The following is a 20160-nucleotide window of genomic DNA, read 5'->3' as shown; positions in this document are numbered from 1 at the left end:
TTTCAGGTGGTCTAACAGTTCCTGCGCTTTTGCCTTGGCGGGGTCTTTCGGATATTTTGCCATCACACCCTGCAATGCTTTTTCGTAATCGTCAGCGCCTTTGGTTTTCCCTATGGAATAGGCGCGCAAAAGCGCAAACTTGGGCATGAGGGCGCTTGCGCTGTAAAAAGTATCAGCGCGGTTCGCCATGGCAATCACCTGCTCGTATTGCGCGCCTTTATAGGCGGAAAAAGTTTCTCCGTAGAATTTTTCTATTTCATTTTTCGAAGCGAGCAATGCTTTCTGGTAATCGGGATTCAAAATAATTTTTGCATACTCCGATTCGGGATGCTCGTTCAGAATTTTATTCTTGTATTCCTCTTCGCGCGTATCGTCCAGCGCCATGTAAAGCCGGTATAACTGGTAATATAAATTCAGGGTGTATTTATTGTCGGGATATTTTTTCAGAAGTTCCTCAAAGGTTTCCGCGGCTTTCTGGTTATCCTGCAAATCCTCTTTGTAAATTCCGCCTAAATCATAGTAGGCATCCACAATTTTAAATTTTGAATTTGCTTTTTGTTCATCGGTGAAAGGAATATTTTTCAGATAATATTTATGCGTTTTGTTCTCGGCAATTTTTTTAGAGCCGCTGGAAGTATCTTTCTTCGCGGTGTCAATCTGCTGCTCGGCAATTACCATTTCCTTGCTGCTTCTTCGCCAGTTATCTTCGAGCGGGCGGTTTCCCCATTTCTTAAAAAACTCGGTGAAGCCGAAACCAATGGTGGATTGATTGTAGAAATACCATGTGCCCGTCTGGTTTTGACTCTGCCAGGGATTATTTTCATTTGAAGTGGTTGAACTTTTCGGCTGACCGGCTTTGGCTTCGTCTTCCTTTTTTTTCTTTTCCTCTTCCAGCGTTAACCTGGCAATAATCTCATCAATGAGTTTGGAAATTTTTGCCGTATCCATTTCCGCCACCTGCAGCAAACTATCTTCATGCGAAATGGTGGAAATGTCTTTAATCATTGCCGTCAAACTGGTGTGCTTGTTCTTTATCAGGTCATAGTTTTTATATTCTTTCGGAAGAAAAGCCATGGTGCTGTCGTAGTATGCCTGTGCGGGCTTGTAGTTCTTCTGGTCAAAATAAATATCGGCAGCGCGCAAATAACTTATTCCTTTCTGCCGCGTGTTGATAGTGCTGCTCAGCGCGGAGTTCTTAAAATATTTTAACGCGGTGGGAAAATCATTTTCGCGGTACGAAATATCTCCGAGCGCATAATAAATCTGGTCGCGGTATTCTTTGTTCTTGGCATCCTTCAGCATCTGGATTAATTCTTTTTTAAGTTCTTTCGCATCGCCATTTCCCACCTGGAAAGTCCGCGCTTTCGCCAGCCGCGCGTTGAATTCCATTTCATAGCCGGGATGAAGTTTTGCCGACAACGCATAATAGCCGCTTGCTTTTTGCAAATCGCCATCCTGCTCGTACAACTGCGCGAGAATGTACCAATACCTTCCGCGAACGGTTTTCTTTTTTTCTTCTTTGATTGCCTTCACCAATGATTCTTCCGCTTTATCGTATTGCTCCGTTCGCAAATTATAATCTGAAAGCACGGCAGCGTATTCTCCTTTCAGCCGCTTGGGAAGATGTTCATCGTGCTTGAGAAAATCAAGAATGGGTCCCGTCTTGATTACGCTGTTCATCTGATTGTACGAACGCACCAGCCAGAGAAACGCATCGTAGCGCGATGGCTTGTTCGGAAAAACTTTCACCACGTATTCAAAAACGGTTACTGCCGAATAATAATCGCGCTTGTAAAAATGCGCTTTGCCCAGCGTAAGATAATTCTGGTCAATCCATCGCGCGTGTTCTGTGCCGTCAATGAGCATGGAATGCCATTGAATCACTTTGTTTGTTTTCTCAATCGCCTTGTCAAACGGGGGGTAATTTGCTTTGGCAACTTTTTCGTCTCCGTATTTAAAGAGGGGAAGAATTTTTGCGTAATCGTCTTTATGCGCGCGCTCAATATTAAAAATTCCTTCTTCCATATTTACATTCGCCCAGTAAAGCCCGTTGTAATGCGCGGTCAAACTATGAAACAGGCGGCTGGTGAATGTGTTTTTCTTTTGAGAGCAGGAGGAAAAAAGTACAAAGTACAAAGTACAAAGTACAAAGTACAACAGCAATTTATACGAAAAGGATTTCATCCGAACATTTGATAACTTGCAAAGGGTAAAAATATTGTATTTGCCCTCTGAAAAAACAGAAACCGAAGTTAAAGGATTTTTGGGGACGACCGGAAGAAATTACACGCAGAAAATTTTATTCCGTGTTTCTTTCTTTTTCGGAAGAATGATGATGGCTGCTTCCGAAAGTCAAACCCAAACCGAAAATCAGTTTGCCCGGGTCTTTGAAAATTTCTTTTTGTGAATTTTCCTGATAGGTGATTCCCTGGTAATGCACGTGTGTACGTTATGCCGAAAGATTCTTTTTCAATAAAAGTGGGAACGCAGCCATCGTATGCAAAGTTTCATTTGAATACTCCGAAAGAGGCAATTGAGTTGCTGAAAGAATTTTGTCCGGACTCAGAAGAATAAATTTTTATTCTGCCTTTACAAGAAAATAATTCTTCTTTCCTTTTTGCGCAAGAATATATTTATTGTTCAGCAAGTGCAAAGAAGAAACCTGCGCCTGCACATCTGAAATTTTTTCTTTGTTGATTGCCACTCCTCCGCCCTGCACCATTTTTCGCGCTTCGCCTTTGCTGGAAAATATTTTTGTTTTCTCGGAGAGAAAATCCACCACGTTGATTCCACGTTCCAGTTCCGATTTTGAAATTTCAACCTGCGGCACTCCTTCAAACACCGAGAGTAAATCTTCTTCCGAAAGTTTTTTCAGCGCTTCAGTGGTGGATTCTCCGAATAAAATTTCAGATGCTTCGAGCGCTGATTCAAAATCTTCTTCCGAGTGAACACGGCAGGTTACATCTTTCGCCAATGCTTTTTGAAGCAGGCGAAGATGAGGCGCTTCATTGTGTTTTTGTTCGAGAACTTCTATTTCTTCTTTCGTGAGCAAAGTGAAAATACGGATATATTTTTTTGCGTCTTCATCCGTTGTTGTCAGCCAAAACTGGTAAAACTTATAAGGAGAAGTTTTTTTTGAATCGAGCCAGATATTTCCTGTTTCAGTTTTTCCGAATTTACTTCCATCGGCTTTTGTAATTAACTGGATCGTTAGCCCAAATGCATCTCCACGAATTTTTTTTCGGATAAGTTCAGCGCCTGCAGTAATATTTCCCCATTGGTCGGAACCGCCCAGTTGCAGTTTGCAATTTTTATTTTGATACAACCAAAGAAAATCATACGCTTGCATGAGTATGTAATTAAATTCGGTGAAAGACATATCCTGCCCGGAACTCATTCTGTCCTTTATAAATCCTTTGCTCAGAAGATAACTTACAGTTAAGTGTTTTCCCACATCGCGCATGAACGTAATGGTTTCCATTCGCTGAAACCAATCATTATTATTTACAAGTTCAGCGGAATTAGCAGAAGAAAAATCCAAAAACTTTTCCAACTGTTTGTTAATGCATGATTCATTATAATGGATTTCTTCAAGCGTTAATAGTTTCCGTTCTTCTTTTTTTCCCGATGGGTCGCCAATCATTCCGGTTGCACCACCGGCCAATGCAATTGGTTTATGCCCGCATTTTTGAAAATGAAGCAGCGTCATTATTTGCGCCAAACTTCCCACGTGAAGAGAATCTGCTGTAGGGTCAAAGCCGATGTAGCCGGAAATAATTTCTTTGTTCAGTAATTCTTCCGTTCCCGGCATAATGTCCTGCAACATTCCGCGCCACTTCAGTTCAGCAACAAAATTCTTTTTCATAATCGCCAAAGATAAATGAATCTTCGAAAAGCGAAACAATACGAAAAATACGAAATAGAAAATAAATCAGTTGAAGTTGTTTCGTACTTTCGTACAAATTCGTTTTTCGGAGATTTATGATTTTTGTTACAGGAGGAACAGGATTAATCGGCTCGCATCTTTTGTTTGACCTTGTGAAAAAAGGAGAGCAGGTGCGCGCATTGAAAAGAAAAAACAGCAATGTGGATGAAGTAAGAAAAATTTTTTCTTACTATTCTGAAAATCCGGACGAACTTTTTTCAAAAATAGAATGGGCAGAAGGGGATTTGCTCGATATTTTTTCATTGGAGGAAGCAATGAAAAATATTTCGCACGTTTATCATTGCGGAGCAATTGTTTCCATGAATCCGAAGCATGGAAAAAAAATGATTCATACCAATGTAACCGGCACCGCTAATATTTTAAATGCTGCGCTTGAAAATAAAATTCAAAAGTTCTGCTATGTAAGTTCAGTGGCGGCATTGGGAATTGAAAAAAACGGAAAAGAAATTTCGGAAGAAACAAACTGGAACGGGCAAACGGAATTTTCTGCCTATGCCGTGAGCAAATTTTTTTCAGAGAATGAAGTTTGGCGCGCTTCGCAGGAAGGATTGAATATGGTAATTGTAAATCCTGCAATAGTGATTGGTCCCGGCAACTGGAACCGCAGCAGCGGAATAATTTTCAAAGCCGCGCAGAAAGCATTGCCATGGTATTCATCCGGAGGAATTGCTTACGTGGATGTGCGCGATGTAACAAAAGCGATGATTGCACTTATGGAAAGTGAAATCAAAAACGAAAGGTTCATTATTGCCTCTGAAAACATGTCATTCAGAAATTTTACCGGCATGGTACATGAATCGCTCGGAAAACCATTGCCCAACAGAAAAGCCGGGAAACTGATTCTTGAATTTGTGTGGAGAATGGACAAACTCAGAAGCATGCTCACCGGCTCTTTGCATATTCTCACAAAAGAAATTGCGCGCTATGCTGTAATCAATCTTTCTTATTCCAATAAAAAAATAAAAAAAGTTTCAGGAATCAATTTTATTCCGGTTTCACAATCCGTAAAAGAAACTGCAAAACATTTCCTTTCAGATTTTTCCATCAACAAAAAATAATTTCTTCTGCGGAAAAATGTTACTTTTGGCAACCTTATGAAAAAACTTTTTTTCTCGTTTTTATTTTTCTTCTCTCTCGTTTTTATTTCCTTCTCGCAGGAATGGGAATGGACAAAAACCGCAGGCGGTCCTGCCATAGATAAAATCACCGGCATTGCTACTGACATGACCGGAAATATTTTTATCTGCGGATATTTTGACAGCACCATTGCCTTTGACAGCACGCGCCTGGTAAGTGCAGGTGGAACGGATATTTTTATAGCGAAATACGATGCCGATGGAGTTCTTCTTTGGGCAAAACAAGTGGGCGGGCAAAACGATGATTATGCTTCCGCAATCAGCACGGATATTACCGGCAACTGTTACATCACCGGATTTTTTTTCATACAGGGAACTACCACAACTTTCGGAAGTACTTCCATCACTGAAACCGGAGATGCCGACATGTTTGTTTCCAAATTCAGCGCAATAGGAAATCTTTTATGGGCGCGCAACGGAGGAGGGCGAAGCGAAGATGCAAGTTTCGGAATCGCCACCGATGTGTCGGGCAACAGTTATGTGTGCGGATATTTTACCGGAACTGCCATGTTTGGCAATTCGAAAATCACCAGTTTGGGATACAGCGATATTTATGTGGCGAAATACGATGCAGCCGGAAATCTTGTGTGGATAAAAACCGGTGGCGGTTCTTACCAGGATGAAGCATATGCTGTGAGCACCGATATTGCAGGCAATTGTTACGTTACCGGCTTCTTCACCGGCACTGCAACCTTCAGCGGAACTACGATCGCAAGCGCTGGTTATTTCGATAATGATGTTTTTATTTTGAAATATAATCCGAGCGGCACTTTGGTGTGGGCGAAAAAAGCAGGAGGAACCGGAAATGATATTGGCTACGGAATTAATGTATCAAAAAACGGAAGCATATTTGTTGCCGGAATGTTTCGCGGAACAAAATCATTTGGCGAAACGCTGCTCACCCAGGTCTCGGGAAGCAACGGATTTCTCGCAAAGTTTGAACCGAACGGAAAATTTTCCTGGTCAAGAAATACCAGCGGCACTGCGTTTAATGAATTTAGAAAAGTTTCTTCCGACATTAACGGAAACGCATACGTGGTCGGCACCATTTCGGGCGATGTGTTATTCGGCACAATTAAAATGACAAGTGCCGGAGAAAAAGATGCCAGCATTGCCAAATACGATTCAAAGGGAAGTTTGATGTGGGTGATGCAAGGAGGAGGAGAAAACGAGGATGAAGGTATGTGCATTTCAACCGACCAGGCAGGCAATTGCTATGTGGGCGGAGAATTTACCAATGCCGCTACATTCGGAAGAAAATTTTCCGGCTGGCTCCTGCAGGATATTTTCGTTTCGAGGATAAAATAATTTTTCTTTCCTGATTCATAGTTGTATTCTGACTATGGTCAGGAATAAAAAAGTTTTTTGAAAAAATTGGCCCCATAGTTCAACAGGATAGAACAGGAGTTTCCTAAACTTCTAATCGAGGTTCGAGTCCCCGTGGGGCTACAAATATCCTTTGTAATACTCTATTTTTGTTTTTTATGCAAACAACATATAATAAGGGAGAAAAAATCTTTAGAACTTTCAATTTGCATAATCTGGTAAAAATCGTATCTTTGTTCTAAGAAAGTAATTTCGTGAAAAAAATATTTTCCATATTTCTCTCCGCAATTTTTCTCATCAGCGCAATGGGAATGACCATCAATTCTCATTTCTGCGGAATGAAATTGCAGTCGGTGAGTTTGATGAAGCAAGATTGCTGCTGCAAGAAAGGCACAATGCCGAAGGGCTGCTGCAAGAATGAAATCAAGTATGTAAAAATTACCGATGATTATTCTCCTTCCTCTCAATTCCACATTGAAAAAAATAATATTGCTCCTGTAGTTTTACATTTTGATTTTCCATCAGCCATCAACCATCTCACATCATCCATTGCTTTTGCAAATCACTCTCCTCCTCCAAAATTTGAGGACATCGTGATTGCTTCTCATTCTTTCCTGATTTAATTTTTCTTTTCCGAATTCTTTCGCTTCGCGATTGAAGAGATGAATTTATTTTTCTGCTTTCGGCAGGAAAATTGTTTTAATTAATTTATTAACTCTAAACTTAATTACTATGAAAACAAAAATCATTGCTGCAATTCTGGGAATGGTGCTAAGTGCCACAGTGTTCGCACAGAAAAAAACCGAAACCTTCAAAGTATGGGGCAATTGCAATATGTGCAAAGAAACCATTGAAGGGGCGCTGAAAAAAAAGGACGGCATCCTTTCAAAAAACTGGAACAAGGACACTAAGGAAATCTCCGTGACTTATGACACGACAAAAATTTCTATTAAACAAATCGGTGAAAAGATTGCTGCCGCTGGTTACGACAACCAATATGCAAAAGCAACTGATGAAGCGTATAAAAATCTTCACAAGTGTTGTCAATACGAACGCGCTAAGAATTAAAAATGGTTAAGTACCTCATATCATTTTCGTTCCGCAACCGCTGGTTTGTGCTGCTCGTTAGTGCAGGACTTTTTGGTTGGGGAATTTATTCGGTGCAGAAAAATCCGGTGGATGCGATTCCCGATTTGTCGGAGAATCAGGTTATCGTTTTCACCGAGTGGATGGGAAGAAGTCCGCAGGTAATCGAAGACCAGGTAACGTATCCGCTCGTTTCAAATCTGCAGAGCATTCCGAAAATAAAAAATGTGCGCGGCACTTCTATGTTCGGAATGAGTTTTGTGTATGTGATTTTTGATGACGATGTGGATATTTACTGGGCACGCACACGCGTGCTCGAAAAATTAAATTACGCGCAGCGATTGCTTCCCGAAGGTGTAACTCCCACGCTCGGTCCCGATGGAACCGGTGTCGGACATATTTATTGGTACACGCTCGATGCGCCCGGCTATGATTTGGGCGAACTGCGCGCGCTGCAGGATTGGTATATAAAATATGGATTGCAAACGGTGAAAGGTGTTGCTGAAGTGGCTTCGTTCGGTGGATTTCAGAAGCAATATCAAATCAACATTGACCCGCATAAACTTACTTACTACAATATTTCTTTGATGGATGTTTTGAAAGCCGTTCGCGCAAATAACAATGATGTGGGCGGAAGAAAATTTGAGATGAGCGACATCGGTTACATTGTGCGCGGGCTTGGCTATATAAAAAATATTGACGAAGTAAAAAATATTCCCGTGGGAAGAGATGGCACAACTCCGATTACTTTGGAAATGGTTTCATCCGGAATTCAGATGGGCGGAGAACTTCGCCTCGGAATTTTTGATGAGAACGGTGACGGAGAAAAAGTGGGAGGAATCATCGTGATGCGCTATGGAGAAAATGCCGATGAAGTAATTCGCAGAGTAAAAGAAAAAGTTAAAGACATAGAAAAAGGTTTGCCCGAAGGAATAAAATTCAAAGTGGCGTATGACCGAAGCGAACTGATTGAAGCATCCATTTCTTCCGTGAGAAAAACAATCATAGAGGAAATGATTGTCGTTTCACTCATCGTTTTGCTTTTTCTTTTTCACGCGCGAAGCGCATTCGTCATCATCATCCAGATTCCGGTTTCCATAGCGGCAAGTTTTATTTTGCTGAACGCTTTTGGAATTTCTTCAAACATTATGTCCATCACAGGAATTGCGCTGGCGATTGGCGTTGTGGTTGACGATGGAATTATGATGGTGGAAAATGCATACAGGCATTTGGCAGATGAACAAAATAAAAAATCAACTTAATAAAATAAAATCAAAATGAAAAAACTAATTCTCTTACTCTCTTTTGCAGTTGCAATGACAATCATTGCCTGCAAAAATTCATCAACCGGCAAGGAACAATCGGAAGCCCTTGATACAACAAAAATGAAAACAGGTGATGCCTATTATCAATGCGAAATGCATCCCGAAGTGATTTCTGATAAGCCCGGCAAGTGTTCAAAGTGTGATATGGATTTAGAGAAAAAGGAAAAGAAATAATTTTCTGATGAACGAAGAGAAAAAAATAGCAGAGCAGAATCGTCTCAATATTATTGAGCAGGCGTGCCAGCAAATCGGTAAGGGCGCGTTCTACTCTACTATTATTATTGTGACATCTTTTCTTCCTGTGTTTATGCTCACGGGACAGGAAGGAAAATTATTTTCTCCGCTCGCGTGGACAAAAACTTTCATTCTCCTCATTGATGCGTTCATCGCCATCACGCTCGTGCCTGTGCTTGCTTCTTTCTTCCTGAAAGGCAAAAAATTTCGCCACGAAAATCAAAATCCTGTGAACAGAATTCTCCTGAAAATTTATTCGCCTGTCATCCACTGGTGTTTGCGCTGGAGAAAAACAACTATAGGAATCGGAATTATTTCGCTCCTGATTTCTATTCCGATGATGATGCAGATGGGAACAGAATTTATGCCGCCACTCGATGAAGGAAGTATTTTATTTATGCCCGTCACGTTTCCCGATGTTTCCAACTCAGAAGTGAAAAGAATTTTGCAGGTGCAGGATAAATTAATTAAAACTGTTCCCGAAGTAAAAAATGTTTTAGGAAAAGCAGGTCGCGCTTCAACTGCGACAGATAATTCTCCCATCAGTATGATTGAAACAATTATTCTGCTGAAACCAAAATCAGAATGGAGAGAAGGAATTTCAAAAGACGACATCATCAATGAACTCAATGCAAAACTTCAAATTCCCGGAACGGTGAACGGATGGACACAGCCGATTATCAACCGCATCAATATGCTTTCAACAGGAATAAGAACGGATGTCGGAGTAAAAATTCTCGGAGATAATTTGGACACGCTGAACAAAATCGCGCAGGGAGTGAAACGTGCGCTCACCGGAATGGATGGCGTGAAAGATTTATATGCCGAGCCGATTCTCGGGGGAAAATATCTGGATATACAAATTAAAAAAGATGAAATCGGAAGATACGGTTTGAGCGTGAACGATGTGAATATGGTAATTGAATCCGCGCTTGGAGGAATGAATCTCACAACAACAATTGAAGGCCGCCAAAGATTTTCTGTGAACGCGCGCCTCGCACAGAACTACCGGAGTTCCATCGATGAAATCAAACGCACGCCTGTGCAAACGATGGACTACGGACCGATTCCTCTTTCGGCAGTCGCAGAAGTTTATCTCAGCGATGGTCCGCCAATGATTCAATCTGAAAATTCTTTGCTAAGAGGAACTGTTCTCTTCAACGTTCGCGGAAGAGATTTGGGAAGCACGGTGACAGACGCGCAGAAAAAAATTGACGAGACAATAAAAAAACTTCCAAAAGGATATTTCATTGACTGGAGCGGGCAATGGGAAAATGAAATCCGCGCGGTGAACACGCTGAAAATAATTTGCCCTATTGTCCTGCTTATAATTTTTCTCGTGCTGTATATGGTTTACAAATCCGTGCGCGAAGCGTTTTTCGGTTTCATCACCATTCCGTTTGCGCTCGTGGGCGGAGTTTATCTCATTTATTTTTATCACGTGAATTTATCCGTTGCAGTTGCGGTTGGTTTTATTGCGCTGTTCGGAATCGCAGTGCAGACAAGTATTTTCATGATAATTTATCTGCACGAATCAATGCACGAGCTCGTGCGTGCGAAAGGAAATTCCCGCGAAACAATTTCTGATGACGACTTGCGCGAATATGTTTATCGCGGAGCAGCGCAACGGTTACGACCGAAAATGATGACCGTTGCAGTGATGCTTCTCGGATTAATCCCCATTCTCTGGTCGCACGGAGTGGGCAGCGATGTGATGGTTCCGATTGTACTGCCGATGATTGGCGGAGTTTTTTCTTCTTCAGTTTTTGTTTTGCTCATCACGCCTGTTGTGTTTGAAATGGTGAAACGCTACGAGTTAAATAAATTCGGAAAGATGGATATGGTTGAATCGGCAATTAAACATTGACAAAATGAAAAACAGGAATACAGAAGTACGAACATTCGAACATTCGATTTACGAACATCCGAATTTATATTCATTCGTCATTCGATTGTTCGATTGTTCGATTGTTTGTCATTTGTTATTGGCTGTCCTTTGCTTATTGTCTTGTTTCTCCTTTGGACAAACTTTTCCGCTGGATTCCGTTCTTTCGCGAATAGAGAAAAATAATCCCGCGCTTCTTTCCTATGCGAACAAAATAAATTCCGCGACTGAAATGGTGAATACTGCGAAGCAATGGAATCCGGCTGTGACGGGATTTGAAATCGGGAAAAGCGCCAACTCGTATGATTTTAACACGAACACGTTTGAGCCGATGGTTTTCGGAGAACAATGGTTTCCGAATGGGAAACGCGTGCGCGCAAAAGAAAATTATCTGAAGTCATTCGCTCCAATAAAACAAAATGAATATGAGTACCTGAAAAATATATTATTCGCTCAGGCGAAAGAAAAATATTTTGAAAGATATGTCGCGGAGAAAAAAATTCAGATTATCAAAAACAACATTGCGCTGATGAATAAAATGATTGACCTCAGCGAAAAACAAATGGGAGCGGGAATGGGCGACCTCGGTTCTATTTATAAAATGAAAGCGCGCCTTGCCGATTCGCAAACGATGTTGCTGCACGAACAGAACCTGGCGAACTCGCTCACTGCAGAAATGAATTCGCTGATGTTTTCGGATTTGTCTCAGCAGTTTTTGCTGGACACGAACAATCTTATAAAAAATTATAAAGGAGTAAAATTTCTTTCGGTGAAAGATTCGCTGGAGAAAAAACGAAGCGACATTCAAAAAATGAACAGTGAAATTTCCTCTATGAAACTGAACCAAACGCTGGCATCGCTGCAGGGAAAACCAACGTATGGAGTTCGGCTCGAGCACACCACTTCATTCGGCAGCAGCGCAATGTACGATGCAATGTTCCAGATGAGCATTCCGATTTTTGCGAAATCAAAAAACTGGTACAAGAGCGAAGCGAAGTCAATGGGATTTGAAATTTCCGCTATGGAACAGGACAAACAGGCGATGCTGAATATGGCGAACAATATGGTGAACGTGCTTCTTCTTGCACTCAACACGGAATATGCGGAAACAGAAAATTACACGAAGAATGTTTTGCCCGCTTACAAAAAAAGTTTTGATGCGAATCTTCTCGCGTATTCGCAGAACACGGGTGATTTGATGAAAGTGATTCTCGCGCTCGATGATTTGCAAATGGGACAAATGAAATATCTCGAGCATCTTGGAATTTTATTAAAAGCACAGGCAGATTATGAAAAGGAAATGCAAATACGGTAAAGCAAGTCGGCAGTTGGCAGTCGGCAGTTGGCAAAGAAGAACTTTGTGCTTCTTAGTGACTTTGTGTCTTTGTGGCAAAAAAAATTTAGCCACTAAGGCACGAAGACACAAAATTTCACTAAGGATTTTTTCCATTGTTTACTGTTTACTGTTTACTGTTGTTTTAATTTCCTGCGGGGAAAATAAAAAAGAAGAAAAAAATATTTCTGCAAAAGAAGATTCACTGATTTATTACTGCCCGATGCATCCCGATGTGGTGAGCAGCAAGCCGGGAAAATGTCCGCACGCGGAATGCAAAGGAATGGAGTTGGTTCTGAAAACTTCCGATACGCTTGAAAAAGTTTTGAAACCGGTGAATTCTTCGGTGCCTGCTTCCATCAAAACAATAAAACCTGTTTTCAAAAAAATTTCTTCGCAGGTGGAAGCGAACGGATATTTTGATTTTGATACGCGCACAATGAATAATATTTCTTCGCTGTACTCCGGAAGAATTGAAAAACTCTATGTAAAATATATCTACCAGCAAGTTCACAAGGGAGAAAAATTATTGGAAATCTATAGTCCGGAGTTGGTAACTGCGCAGCAAAATTTTCTTTATGTGTTGAAAAATGATTCTGCGGAAAAAAATTTAATTAACGCGGCAAAACAAAAAATGATTTTACTTGGTTTTCCGAATGAATTAATTTCTGAACTGGAGAATATAAAAAAAGTCATGACGACCATTCCCGTGTTCAGCAATTATGAAGGACATATTCACCCGATGAAAAATATGAGCGTTGCTGAAATGAATCCGATGACTATCGGATCGATGATGGGCAAAAAAGATTTTCAGTTCAACAAAGAACTGAATGTGAAAGAAGGCCAGTATGTGATGATGGGCGAAACAATTTTCAACATAGTGGATGCGCATCATCTTGCGGCAATGCTTCAAATTAAACCGGAGGATGCTGCCAAAATAAAAATCGGAGACGAGGTTGAAATTTCTACTGAAGACAACCCGATGACGATGAAAGGAAAAATAGATTTCATTGAGCCGATGCTATTGCAGGATGCGAAGACGATGATGGCGAGAGTTTATATTGATAATTCGGAACACAATCACAAAGTGGGAAGTTTGCTGAAGGCGAAAATTAAAACCGGTGAAGCAGAAGCGCTGTGGATTCCGGTCTCCGCGCTGGTGGATTTGGGAAAAGAAAAAATTGTCTGGCAGAAAAAAGATGGAAACTTCATAGCGAAAAAAGTGGAAACAGGAATGATTGCAAACGGAATGATAGAAATTTCTGACGGGCTTACGGAAGAAAATGAAATTGCGCTTGAAGCACATTACTTAACAGACAGCGAAGGATTCATTAAAGAAAATTCAAATGAAAAATAAAAATCAGTTGGCAAAAATTATTTTTTGTTTTTCTATCTTTTTATTTTTCTCTTGCAGGGAAAAGAAAAAAGAAGTTCTTGCCGAGAATGAATACTACGCCTGCTCGATGGACCCGCAGGTTTTGGAAAAGCAGCCGGGAATGTGCCCGATTTGCAAAATGCCGCTGGCAAAAATTACGCTCGATAAAAATCAAATGAACATTGTTAAGTTGAGCGCGGAACAAATGAAACTCGCCAACGTGAAAATTGATTCCGTAAAAATTTCTTCCATTGGAAAAGAAATTATGCTCAACGGAGTTTTTGCTGTGAATCAAAATAACACAGAACAAATTTCTTCCAGAGTAAACGGAAGAATTGAAAAATTACATCATAAAATTTTAGGAGAGGAAATAAAATCCGGAGAACCCGCTTACGATTTATACAGCCGTGAACTGATGCTCGCGCAGGAAGAATATCTGCTCGCGTTTGAAAAGAAAGAAGAAACTTTGCTCTCGGCTTCCAAAAATAAATTGCTGCTGTGGGGAATGAATGAGAATCAAATTTCAGAGTTGGAAAAAACCGGACAATCAAAAATCACCAGCACAATTTATAGCAATGTTTCCGGAACGATTATTGAAATTGCAATCAAAGAAGGCGACATTGTGAATGAAGGAACAAAAATTTATAAACTCGCTGACCTGAATTCGCTGTGGGTGGAAGCGCAGGTTTATTCAAACGAACTTGGAATTTTAAGCGAAGGAGCAGAAGTGGAAATTATTCCCGATGCATTTCCAGAAGAAGCAGTGAAAGGAAAAATTGTTTTTGCAAATCCCGAATTGCAGAGCCAAAGCAAAATAAATTTAGTGCGTGCGGAAACAAAAAATCCCAATGGAAAATTCAAACCGGGAATGCAGGCGTATGTTATTCATCATTCGGAAGAGAAAAAAGCGATTGTGCTTCCCGTTGATGCAGTGCTGCGCGATGGAAAACACTCAGTGGTATGGATTCAAAATAAAGATGGCGGCTTTGAATCGCGGATGGTGGAAACAGGAATAGAAAATAAATTCAGAATTGAAATAAAATCAGGATTGAATATTGGAGAAAAAGTTGTAACAAGCGGAGCATATCTCATCAACAGCGAATATATTTTCAAGCGGGGAATGATGCCGATGGAAGATATGAAAGGAATGAAAATGTAAATTGTGTAATTTATTGAAATCTAAAAGATTTTTGAAAAAGTTTGTCAATAGAAAATATAAAAAAATCATTTATTTATTTGGAAATTACACAGAGTTATTTACCTTTGAGCATTCAAATTGAAAAATAAAATCCTAATATAAATTTTCATGAAAAAAATTCTTACTCTTCTTCTTGCAGGCGCTTCTTCAATTGCATTTGCGCAAAGCACCGCTACAAATTTTACCGCCACCGATTGTTCGGGAAATTCTCACACACTGTTTACAGAACTTGATGCCGGAAAAGTTGTTGTGCTTTGCTGGGTGATGCCCTGCACTTCCTGCATCAGCGGTGCATCCACCGATGCAAGCACCGTGCAAAGCATGAGCAATCCGAATGTTGCTTTTTATTTGGTGGACGATGCGGGAAATACTTCCTGCAGCACGCTGAACAGTTGGGCAAGCACGAATGGCATTACCACAAGTGCAGTTTTCGGCAACAGCGGAAATGCAATTAACATGAGCAATTATGGTTCCACCGGAATGCCAAAAACAGTTATTCTGGGAGGAGGAAATTGCCGCCAGGTATTTTTTAATTATAACGGAACTCCTTCAAGTTCCGCTGTGCAAGCGGCAATCAACAGCGCGCTCTCGCCCTGCACCGGAATTATTGAAAACACTAAACTGAATTTAGCATTGAATATTTTTCCGAACCCTGCTGCAACAACAGCGAAAATAAATTACACGCTCATAAAATCTGCGGAAATAAAAATTGAAGTGATGAACCAGTTGGGTGAAAAAATAAATTCCGTTTCGCCCGGAAATCAACCGGCAGGCAAGCAGGAATATCCACTTAATGTTGAATCGCTGAGCGCAGGAATTTATTTTGTAAAAGTTATTTCTGGCGAAGCAATCCAAACTGCGAAACTGGTTATTGCGCGATAAAGTTTTTTTCTGAAAAGAAAAAACATGCTATGCGGATAATTTTTATTTCTCTTCTCTTATTATTCTCGAAAAATATTTTTAGCCAGGGATGCTGTTCGGGAGGAAGCGGAAGCCCCATTGCCGGTGGCGGCTCGCAGGGAGTTTTAGGCCCGCAGCAAATGGAACTTGCTTCGAGTTACCAATATATTTTCAGCAATAAATTTCTGGCGAAAGACCACGACACGGTTCCGCTGTTCGACCATTTCTTCAGCAATTATATTTATTCCAAAATCGGATATGGCATTACAAAAGATTTGACTTTCTCTGTGGAGATGGGATACTACCGCAACAAAACGCAAATCGGAAAGCGCGACAGCATTACCGGAATTCCCATTGATAGTTTTTCTTCCCGCGGTGTAGCTGATTTGATTTTATTTCCGAAGTACGATGTCTACAATCATTCCGATTCTGCAAAAAAAGTTGAACTCGCTCTGGGAATGGGATATAAAATTCCGCTGGGAAAATACAATGATTCAGCAGTTGTATTTCACAACCCATTCACCGGAAAAGATATTTATGGCATCATGCCGCCCATTGTTCAGCCCACCAACGGCTCGCAGGATTTTATTTTCTATGCTATGTTCCTGCGCGGATTTCCGAAACATAATTTCAGATTATTTACCAATGCAACTTACATACGGAAAGGATGGAATCCGCTCGGATATAAGTTCGGTGATTATGCAGGCGTGGGAATTTTTGCGGGAAAAACTTTTTTCAAAAAACTTGGCGTTACGCTTCAACTGAAAGGAGAATGGATTGACAGCATGCGCTACAATAAAGAATTTGACAAATGGGGAAGCAAAGTACTAGGACCCGGATTCAGTTATATGCAATCAATTTATAATATTTATACCAACAGCACTGGCAGCAAAAAAGTTTCGCTTGTTCCGCAACTGAGTTATAACTGGAAAAACATTACCGTGTATGCGCTGAAAGATTTTCCGCTCTATGAATTTGTGAATGGAGTGCAGATGAGAACGCAAACTTTTTTTACTGCCGGGCTTTCTTATAGATTTTTCACCACAAAAAATCCCGTTTGCGCTCCTTCCGATAACGGAGATGTGTATGAATGCCCGATGAAATGCGAAGGATTAAAATATGGCGCGTCCGGCAAGTGCAAAGTATGCCGCATGGATTTGCAGAAAACAAAGTAAACTTTTCTTTCCTCATTTTTTCAGGAACAGATTTCTATTTTCGCAATTGATTTCAGCATGAATCGTAAATGAATCCGAAACATTTTTTAAACCGCACTGCCCACTTTCTCGGGCTGAAAAGAAATATTGTTCTTCTTCTTTCGCTCACTCTTCTACTTCTTACGGGAGAAAAACTTTGGGACCGGTTTCTTCCCAAATATCTTGAAAGCATTGGCGGTTCCATTATCGTTATCAGCGGGCTGGGCTTTATGAATAATTTGCTTGGCGCATTCTGGTCGCTGCCGGGCGGTTATCTTGCCGATAAACTCGGGCACAGGAAATCTTTTTTCATTTTTAACCTGATGGCGATAGGAGGTTATCTCGTTGCAATTTTTTTTACAAACTGGCTTTCCGTTTTTGCGGGAATGATTTTCTTTTCGGCATGGAGCGCGGTTTCTCTTCCCGCCAGTATGTCACTGATTACACATTCGCTCGGGCATTCAAAAACCGCTATGGGAATTTCCATGCATTCCATTATCAGGCGGATTCCGATGGCGATTGGACCAGTAGTTGGCGGATTACTCATCGCGCGTTTCGGATTGATTCACGGAATAAAAATTTGTTTTGCCGCTTCTGTTTTTTTCTGCCTGATAGGAATGATTTTTCAAAATCAGATTCAGGATGTTTCTTCTCCGCCCTACGAAAAAATTCGTCCGCTTGAGTTGTGGCGGAAAATGGATTCGCGCCTGAAAAATCTTTTGCTCTCCGATATTCTCATCCGCTTCTGCGAACAGATTCCGTTTGTGTTCGTGGTAATCTGGTGCCTCGATGTTGTAAAAATTTCTCCTGAAAAATTCGGAGTGCTCACTGCCGTTGAAATGCTGACAGCCGCATTGATTTATATTCCGGTTGCAAATTTTTCTGACAAGACGGAGCGGAAACCATTTGTCATCATCACTTTTATTTTCTTCACGCTGTTTCCCGTTATTTTATTTTTCAGCAGAAGTTTTTTTTCTTTGCTCATTGCGTTTGTGATTCGCGGGCTAAAAGAATTCGGAGAGCCCACGCGCAAAGCCATCATACTCGACCTCTCGCATACCGAAGCAAAAGCGAGAGGATTCGGCTTGTATTATTTTATGCGCGACAGTATTGTTTCGCTCGCTGCCTTTTTAGGCGGATGGCTCTGGCTCAAAAGTCCCGAAGTAAATTTTTTTGCCGCAGCAGGATTTGGAATTGCGGGAACATTGATTTTTATTTTGTTCGGGAAAAACACAAAAGTTAAATTGTAACACTCAAAATGCAACAGGAGAAGTTTGTAATTTCAAAATGCCCGCCCACTTCATAAGCAAAATAAACGGATATGCCGGGTCAATTTCAAACCATTTGCTGCCGAAATTCGGGCGCGATGGGCGGTGATGATGATTGTTGTGATACGCTTCGCCCATCATTAAAAAATCAAGCGGGAGCAAATTCACTGAGGTGTTCTTCAGTTTAAAATTTCTGTATCCGATTTTATGCGCATACCAGTTTATAATCACCCCGTGCAAAGGTCCCATGAAAAAATGAAACGGCAGAAGCAGATAGAGCCACCAGTGCGTGGCGCAAAAAATATAAAACAAAACATATCCTGCGCACCAGATTAACCGGGGCAGCCAGTGATACGCAACATCATCAAAACTTTTCCATTTGGGAATATCTTTCAGGAAGCGCGGTTCAATTTCCATCTTCCCGCTTTTTATTGAACTGAAAATTTTCCATGTCTTAATGAACATTCCTAAAAATGTTTTTGAATGCTTGGGCGAATGCGGGTCGCCCTCTTCATCGGCATAGGCGTGGTGCATGCGGTGAAGAATTCCATAGGCGTACGGGCTCAGGTAAGAAGAACCCTGCGTAATAAACGTGAACACGTAAAAAAACTTTTCCCATGCCCTGCTCATCGAAAACATTTTATGAGCGGCATAACGATGCAGGAAAAATGTTTGTGAAAAAAGCGAGAGATACCAGTGCGCCAGGAAAAAAATAAGTATTGCCATAAAAATCTTTCGTGAATATACGGAGAAATCCATTCAAGAAATATTATTTTACCTTTATCTTTTAAAAAAGTTTTTAAGTGAAGAATATTCATATCACTACTACCATAGGTTTAGCGCTGCTTCTTGCTTCTGTTGGATTTTTATTCACCTCCATTCCGTATGTTTCTTCCGCGCTTGCGCTGCTTGCCTTCTTCTGCGCGTTATCCGAAACCGCAAAGTACACCGGCTATTACCAGTTTGCAGTGGTGTTTTTTTCTGCGGCTGCGCTGGGCGTTTCGCTTGAATTTCCGTTCCATGAAAAAAAATTTCTCATTGTAATAAGTTTGCTGCTCGCGGCTTCGGTAAATATCGTGCGCCTGATTTTTTTCACGCAATTCGGTTACAGCCGTTTCCGGTATTTTGAAATGGCTTGTGCTCTTGCTGCACTGGCATTCTATGTTGCAGAAAATATTTTTGAACCTTCCGCTGACGGCTGGAGCAAATGGGCATTTCCTGCGCCTGTAATTTTATTTTCCATTTATATCGGATACGGGGTGATTCAGGACAGCAAAGGATTGCTCGCGTATCTCAAGCACCGCAAATACGTTGAGCCCGGAAATCCCGCGCCTGAATTTGCCTTGCCCGACCAGGATGGAAACCTTACTTCGCTTTCGGATTTCCGCGGAAAACGGGATTTGCTTTTGATTTTTGTGCGCGGTGACTGGTGCCCCGGCTGCCACATGATGCTGCGCACCTACCAGCGCGAGAGCCACCGCTTCAAAGAAAAAAATATTTTATGCATGGCAATCGGTCCCGACCCGGTGGGCGTGAACCGCGCTATGGTGGAAAAACTCGGATTGGATTTCAAAGTTCTCTCGGATGATAAACAAAAAATTGCGCAGACCTACGGCTGCCGGCTCAATGACGATGAAAACCTGCATCCCGTGCAGGAGGCGCATAAATATACAGAGGGAATTCCGCTGCCCGCGTCTTTCCTTGTAGATAAAAATGGAATTGTGCGCTACACTTCGCGCCCCGACAGAGTAGGAGAATTTTTAGACCCCGCAAAAATTTTTCCGGTGCTGGAGAAATTGGGATGAGCCATTTGAGAATTTCACCCATCAGTTTGTTTTTTCAATTCTTCGAGTTCGGCATTTTGCTCATCGCGTTTTTGCTTGAGCGAAGCAAGAGCAGTTTCCATTTCCTGTATTTTTTCTGCCGGATATTTATTGCTTGCTTTCATTAATGCC

The 20160-nt window shown here is 41.2% G+C and carries 19 protein-coding genes and 1 tRNA gene; 15 read left to right on the top strand and 5 right to left on the bottom strand.

Going from position 1 to position 20160, the window contains the following annotated elements; genetic code table 11:
- The 3 genes from HY063_15500 to HY063_15490 form a co-directional block, all read right to left on the bottom strand.
- A partial coding sequence (locus HY063_15500) for a tetratricopeptide repeat protein (GenBank protein MBI3503191.1) occupies positions 1-2136 on the bottom strand: 2136 nt, incomplete at its 3' end.
- A 163-nt stretch (positions 2137-2299) separates the two neighbouring features.
- On the bottom strand, positions 2300-2440 hold the full coding sequence (locus HY063_15495; protein ID MBI3503190.1) for a hypothetical protein: 141 nt from the start codon (positions 2438-2440) through the stop codon (positions 2300-2302).
- A 138-nt stretch (positions 2441-2578) separates the two neighbouring features.
- Complete coding sequence (locus HY063_15490; GenBank protein MBI3503189.1) at positions 2579-3865, bottom strand: tyrosine--tRNA ligase; 1287 nt, start codon at positions 3863-3865, stop codon at positions 2579-2581.
- 116 nt (positions 3866-3981) lie between these two features.
- Between HY063_15490 and HY063_15485 the strand changes: the two genes are divergently transcribed.
- The 14 genes from HY063_15485 (at position 3982) to HY063_15420 (ending at position 18187) form a co-directional block, all read left to right on the top strand.
- Complete coding sequence (locus HY063_15485) at positions 3982-5004, top strand: NAD-dependent epimerase/dehydratase family protein (GenBank protein ID MBI3503188.1); 1023 nt, start codon at positions 3982-3984, stop codon at positions 5002-5004.
- Between the two features lie 36 nt (positions 5005-5040).
- The gene (locus HY063_15480; protein MBI3503187.1) at positions 5041-6390 is read left to right on the top strand and encodes an SBBP repeat-containing protein; all 1350 of its coding nucleotides are present in this window, start codon (positions 5041-5043) and stop codon (positions 6388-6390) included.
- A gap of 68 nt (positions 6391-6458) precedes the next feature.
- A tRNA-Arg gene (locus tag HY063_15475) sits at positions 6459-6531 on the top strand.
- A gap of 131 nt (positions 6532-6662) precedes the next feature.
- Positions 6663-7031 carry a hypothetical protein gene (locus HY063_15470; GenBank protein ID MBI3503186.1) on the top strand — a complete coding sequence of 123 codons (369 nt, stop codon included), beginning with the start codon at positions 6663-6665 and terminating at the stop codon, positions 7029-7031.
- Positions 7032-7140: 109 nt separating this feature from the next.
- Entirely contained in the window at positions 7141-7476 is a 336-nt protein-coding gene (locus HY063_15465) for a cation transporter (GenBank protein MBI3503185.1), read from the top strand.
- Positions 7477-7478: 2 nt separating this feature from the next.
- Positions 7479-8756, top strand: coding sequence for an efflux RND transporter permease subunit (locus tag HY063_15460; protein ID MBI3503184.1), 1278 nt, complete (start codon positions 7479-7481; stop codon positions 8754-8756).
- Between the two features lie 15 nt (positions 8757-8771).
- Complete coding sequence (locus HY063_15455) at positions 8772-8993, top strand: hypothetical protein (GenBank protein MBI3503183.1); 222 nt, start codon at positions 8772-8774, stop codon at positions 8991-8993.
- A gap of 7 nt (positions 8994-9000) precedes the next feature.
- Complete coding sequence (locus tag HY063_15450; GenBank protein MBI3503182.1) at positions 9001-10920, top strand: efflux RND transporter permease subunit; 1920 nt, start codon at positions 9001-9003, stop codon at positions 10918-10920.
- Positions 10921-10924: 4 nt separating this feature from the next.
- Entirely contained in the window at positions 10925-12253 is a 1329-nt protein-coding gene (locus HY063_15445; protein MBI3503181.1) for a TolC family protein, read from the top strand.
- A gap of 55 nt (positions 12254-12308) precedes the next feature.
- Positions 12309-13628 (top strand): efflux RND transporter periplasmic adaptor subunit, encoded by a 1320-nt coding sequence (locus HY063_15440; GenBank protein ID MBI3503180.1) that lies wholly within the window; start codon positions 12309-12311, stop codon positions 13626-13628.
- Complete coding sequence (locus HY063_15435; GenBank protein MBI3503179.1) at positions 13618-14805, top strand: efflux RND transporter periplasmic adaptor subunit; 1188 nt, start codon at positions 13618-13620, stop codon at positions 14803-14805. The genes HY063_15440 and HY063_15435 overlap by 11 nt, the downstream gene beginning before the upstream one ends.
- 147 nt (positions 14806-14952) lie before the next feature.
- Entirely contained in the window at positions 14953-15726 is a 774-nt protein-coding gene (locus HY063_15430; GenBank protein ID MBI3503178.1) for a T9SS type A sorting domain-containing protein, read from the top strand.
- A gap of 29 nt (positions 15727-15755) precedes the next feature.
- Complete coding sequence (locus tag HY063_15425; protein ID MBI3503177.1) at positions 15756-16919, top strand: hypothetical protein; 1164 nt, start codon at positions 15756-15758, stop codon at positions 16917-16919.
- A 68-nt stretch (positions 16920-16987) separates the two neighbouring features.
- Positions 16988-18187, top strand: coding sequence for an MFS transporter (locus tag HY063_15420; GenBank protein ID MBI3503176.1), 1200 nt, complete (start codon positions 16988-16990; stop codon positions 18185-18187).
- A 3-nt stretch (positions 18188-18190) separates the two neighbouring features.
- On the opposite strand, the gene HY063_15415 is transcribed toward HY063_15420, so the two are convergent.
- Positions 18191-18931, bottom strand: coding sequence for an acyl-CoA desaturase (locus HY063_15415; protein MBI3503175.1), 741 nt, complete (start codon positions 18929-18931; stop codon positions 18191-18193).
- A gap of 77 nt (positions 18932-19008) precedes the next feature.
- Between HY063_15415 and HY063_15410 the strand changes: the two genes are divergently transcribed.
- The gene (locus tag HY063_15410; protein ID MBI3503174.1) at positions 19009-20010 is read left to right on the top strand and encodes a redoxin domain-containing protein; all 1002 of its coding nucleotides are present in this window, start codon (positions 19009-19011) and stop codon (positions 20008-20010) included.
- Positions 20011-20024: 14 nt separating this feature from the next.
- On the opposite strand, the gene HY063_15405 is transcribed toward HY063_15410, so the two are convergent.
- On the bottom strand, positions 20025-20160 hold a 136-nt coding region (locus HY063_15405; GenBank protein ID MBI3503173.1), incomplete at its 5' end, for a hypothetical protein.

This window comes from Bacteroidota bacterium (assembly GCA_016195025.1).
Taxonomy (GTDB): Bacteria; Bacteroidota; Bacteroidia; order Palsa-948; family Palsa-948; genus Palsa-948.
The sequence above is the reverse complement of the archived record's forward strand: the minus strand, read 5'-3'. Positions and strand labels throughout refer to the sequence as shown.

What these genes read in the sequence shown, in the direction of transcription:
- HY063_15490 (MBI3503189.1), bottom strand. Translation starts at nt 3,865, where the DNA reads ATGAAAAAGAATTTTGTTGCTGAACTGAAGTGGCGCGGAATGTTGCAG.
- HY063_15485 (MBI3503188.1), top strand. Translation starts at nt 3,982, where the DNA reads ATGATTTTTGTTACAGGAGGAACAGGATTAATCGGCTCGCATCTTTTG.
- HY063_15480 (MBI3503187.1), top strand. Translation starts at nt 5,041, where the DNA reads ATGAAAAAACTTTTTTTCTCGTTTTTATTTTTCTTCTCTCTCGTTTTT.
- HY063_15465 (MBI3503185.1), top strand. Translation starts at nt 7,141, where the DNA reads ATGAAAACAAAAATCATTGCTGCAATTCTGGGAATGGTGCTAAGTGCC.
- HY063_15460 (MBI3503184.1), top strand. Translation starts at nt 7,479, where the DNA reads ATGGTTAAGTACCTCATATCATTTTCGTTCCGCAACCGCTGGTTTGTG.
- HY063_15455 (MBI3503183.1), top strand. Translation starts at nt 8,772, where the DNA reads ATGAAAAAACTAATTCTCTTACTCTCTTTTGCAGTTGCAATGACAATC.
- HY063_15450 (MBI3503182.1), top strand. Translation starts at nt 9,001, where the DNA reads ATGAACGAAGAGAAAAAAATAGCAGAGCAGAATCGTCTCAATATTATT.
- HY063_15445 (MBI3503181.1), top strand. Translation starts at nt 10,925, where the DNA reads ATGAAAAACAGGAATACAGAAGTACGAACATTCGAACATTCGATTTAC.
- HY063_15435 (MBI3503179.1), top strand. Translation starts at nt 13,618, where the DNA reads ATGAAAAATAAAAATCAGTTGGCAAAAATTATTTTTTGTTTTTCTATC.
- HY063_15430 (MBI3503178.1), top strand. Translation starts at nt 14,953, where the DNA reads ATGAAAAAAATTCTTACTCTTCTTCTTGCAGGCGCTTCTTCAATTGCA.
- HY063_15425 (MBI3503177.1), top strand. Translation starts at nt 15,756, where the DNA reads ATGCGGATAATTTTTATTTCTCTTCTCTTATTATTCTCGAAAAATATT.
- HY063_15420 (MBI3503176.1), top strand. Translation starts at nt 16,988, where the DNA reads ATGAATCCGAAACATTTTTTAAACCGCACTGCCCACTTTCTCGGGCTG.
- HY063_15415 (MBI3503175.1), bottom strand. Translation starts at nt 18,931, where the DNA reads ATGGCAATACTTATTTTTTTCCTGGCGCACTGGTATCTCTCGCTTTTT.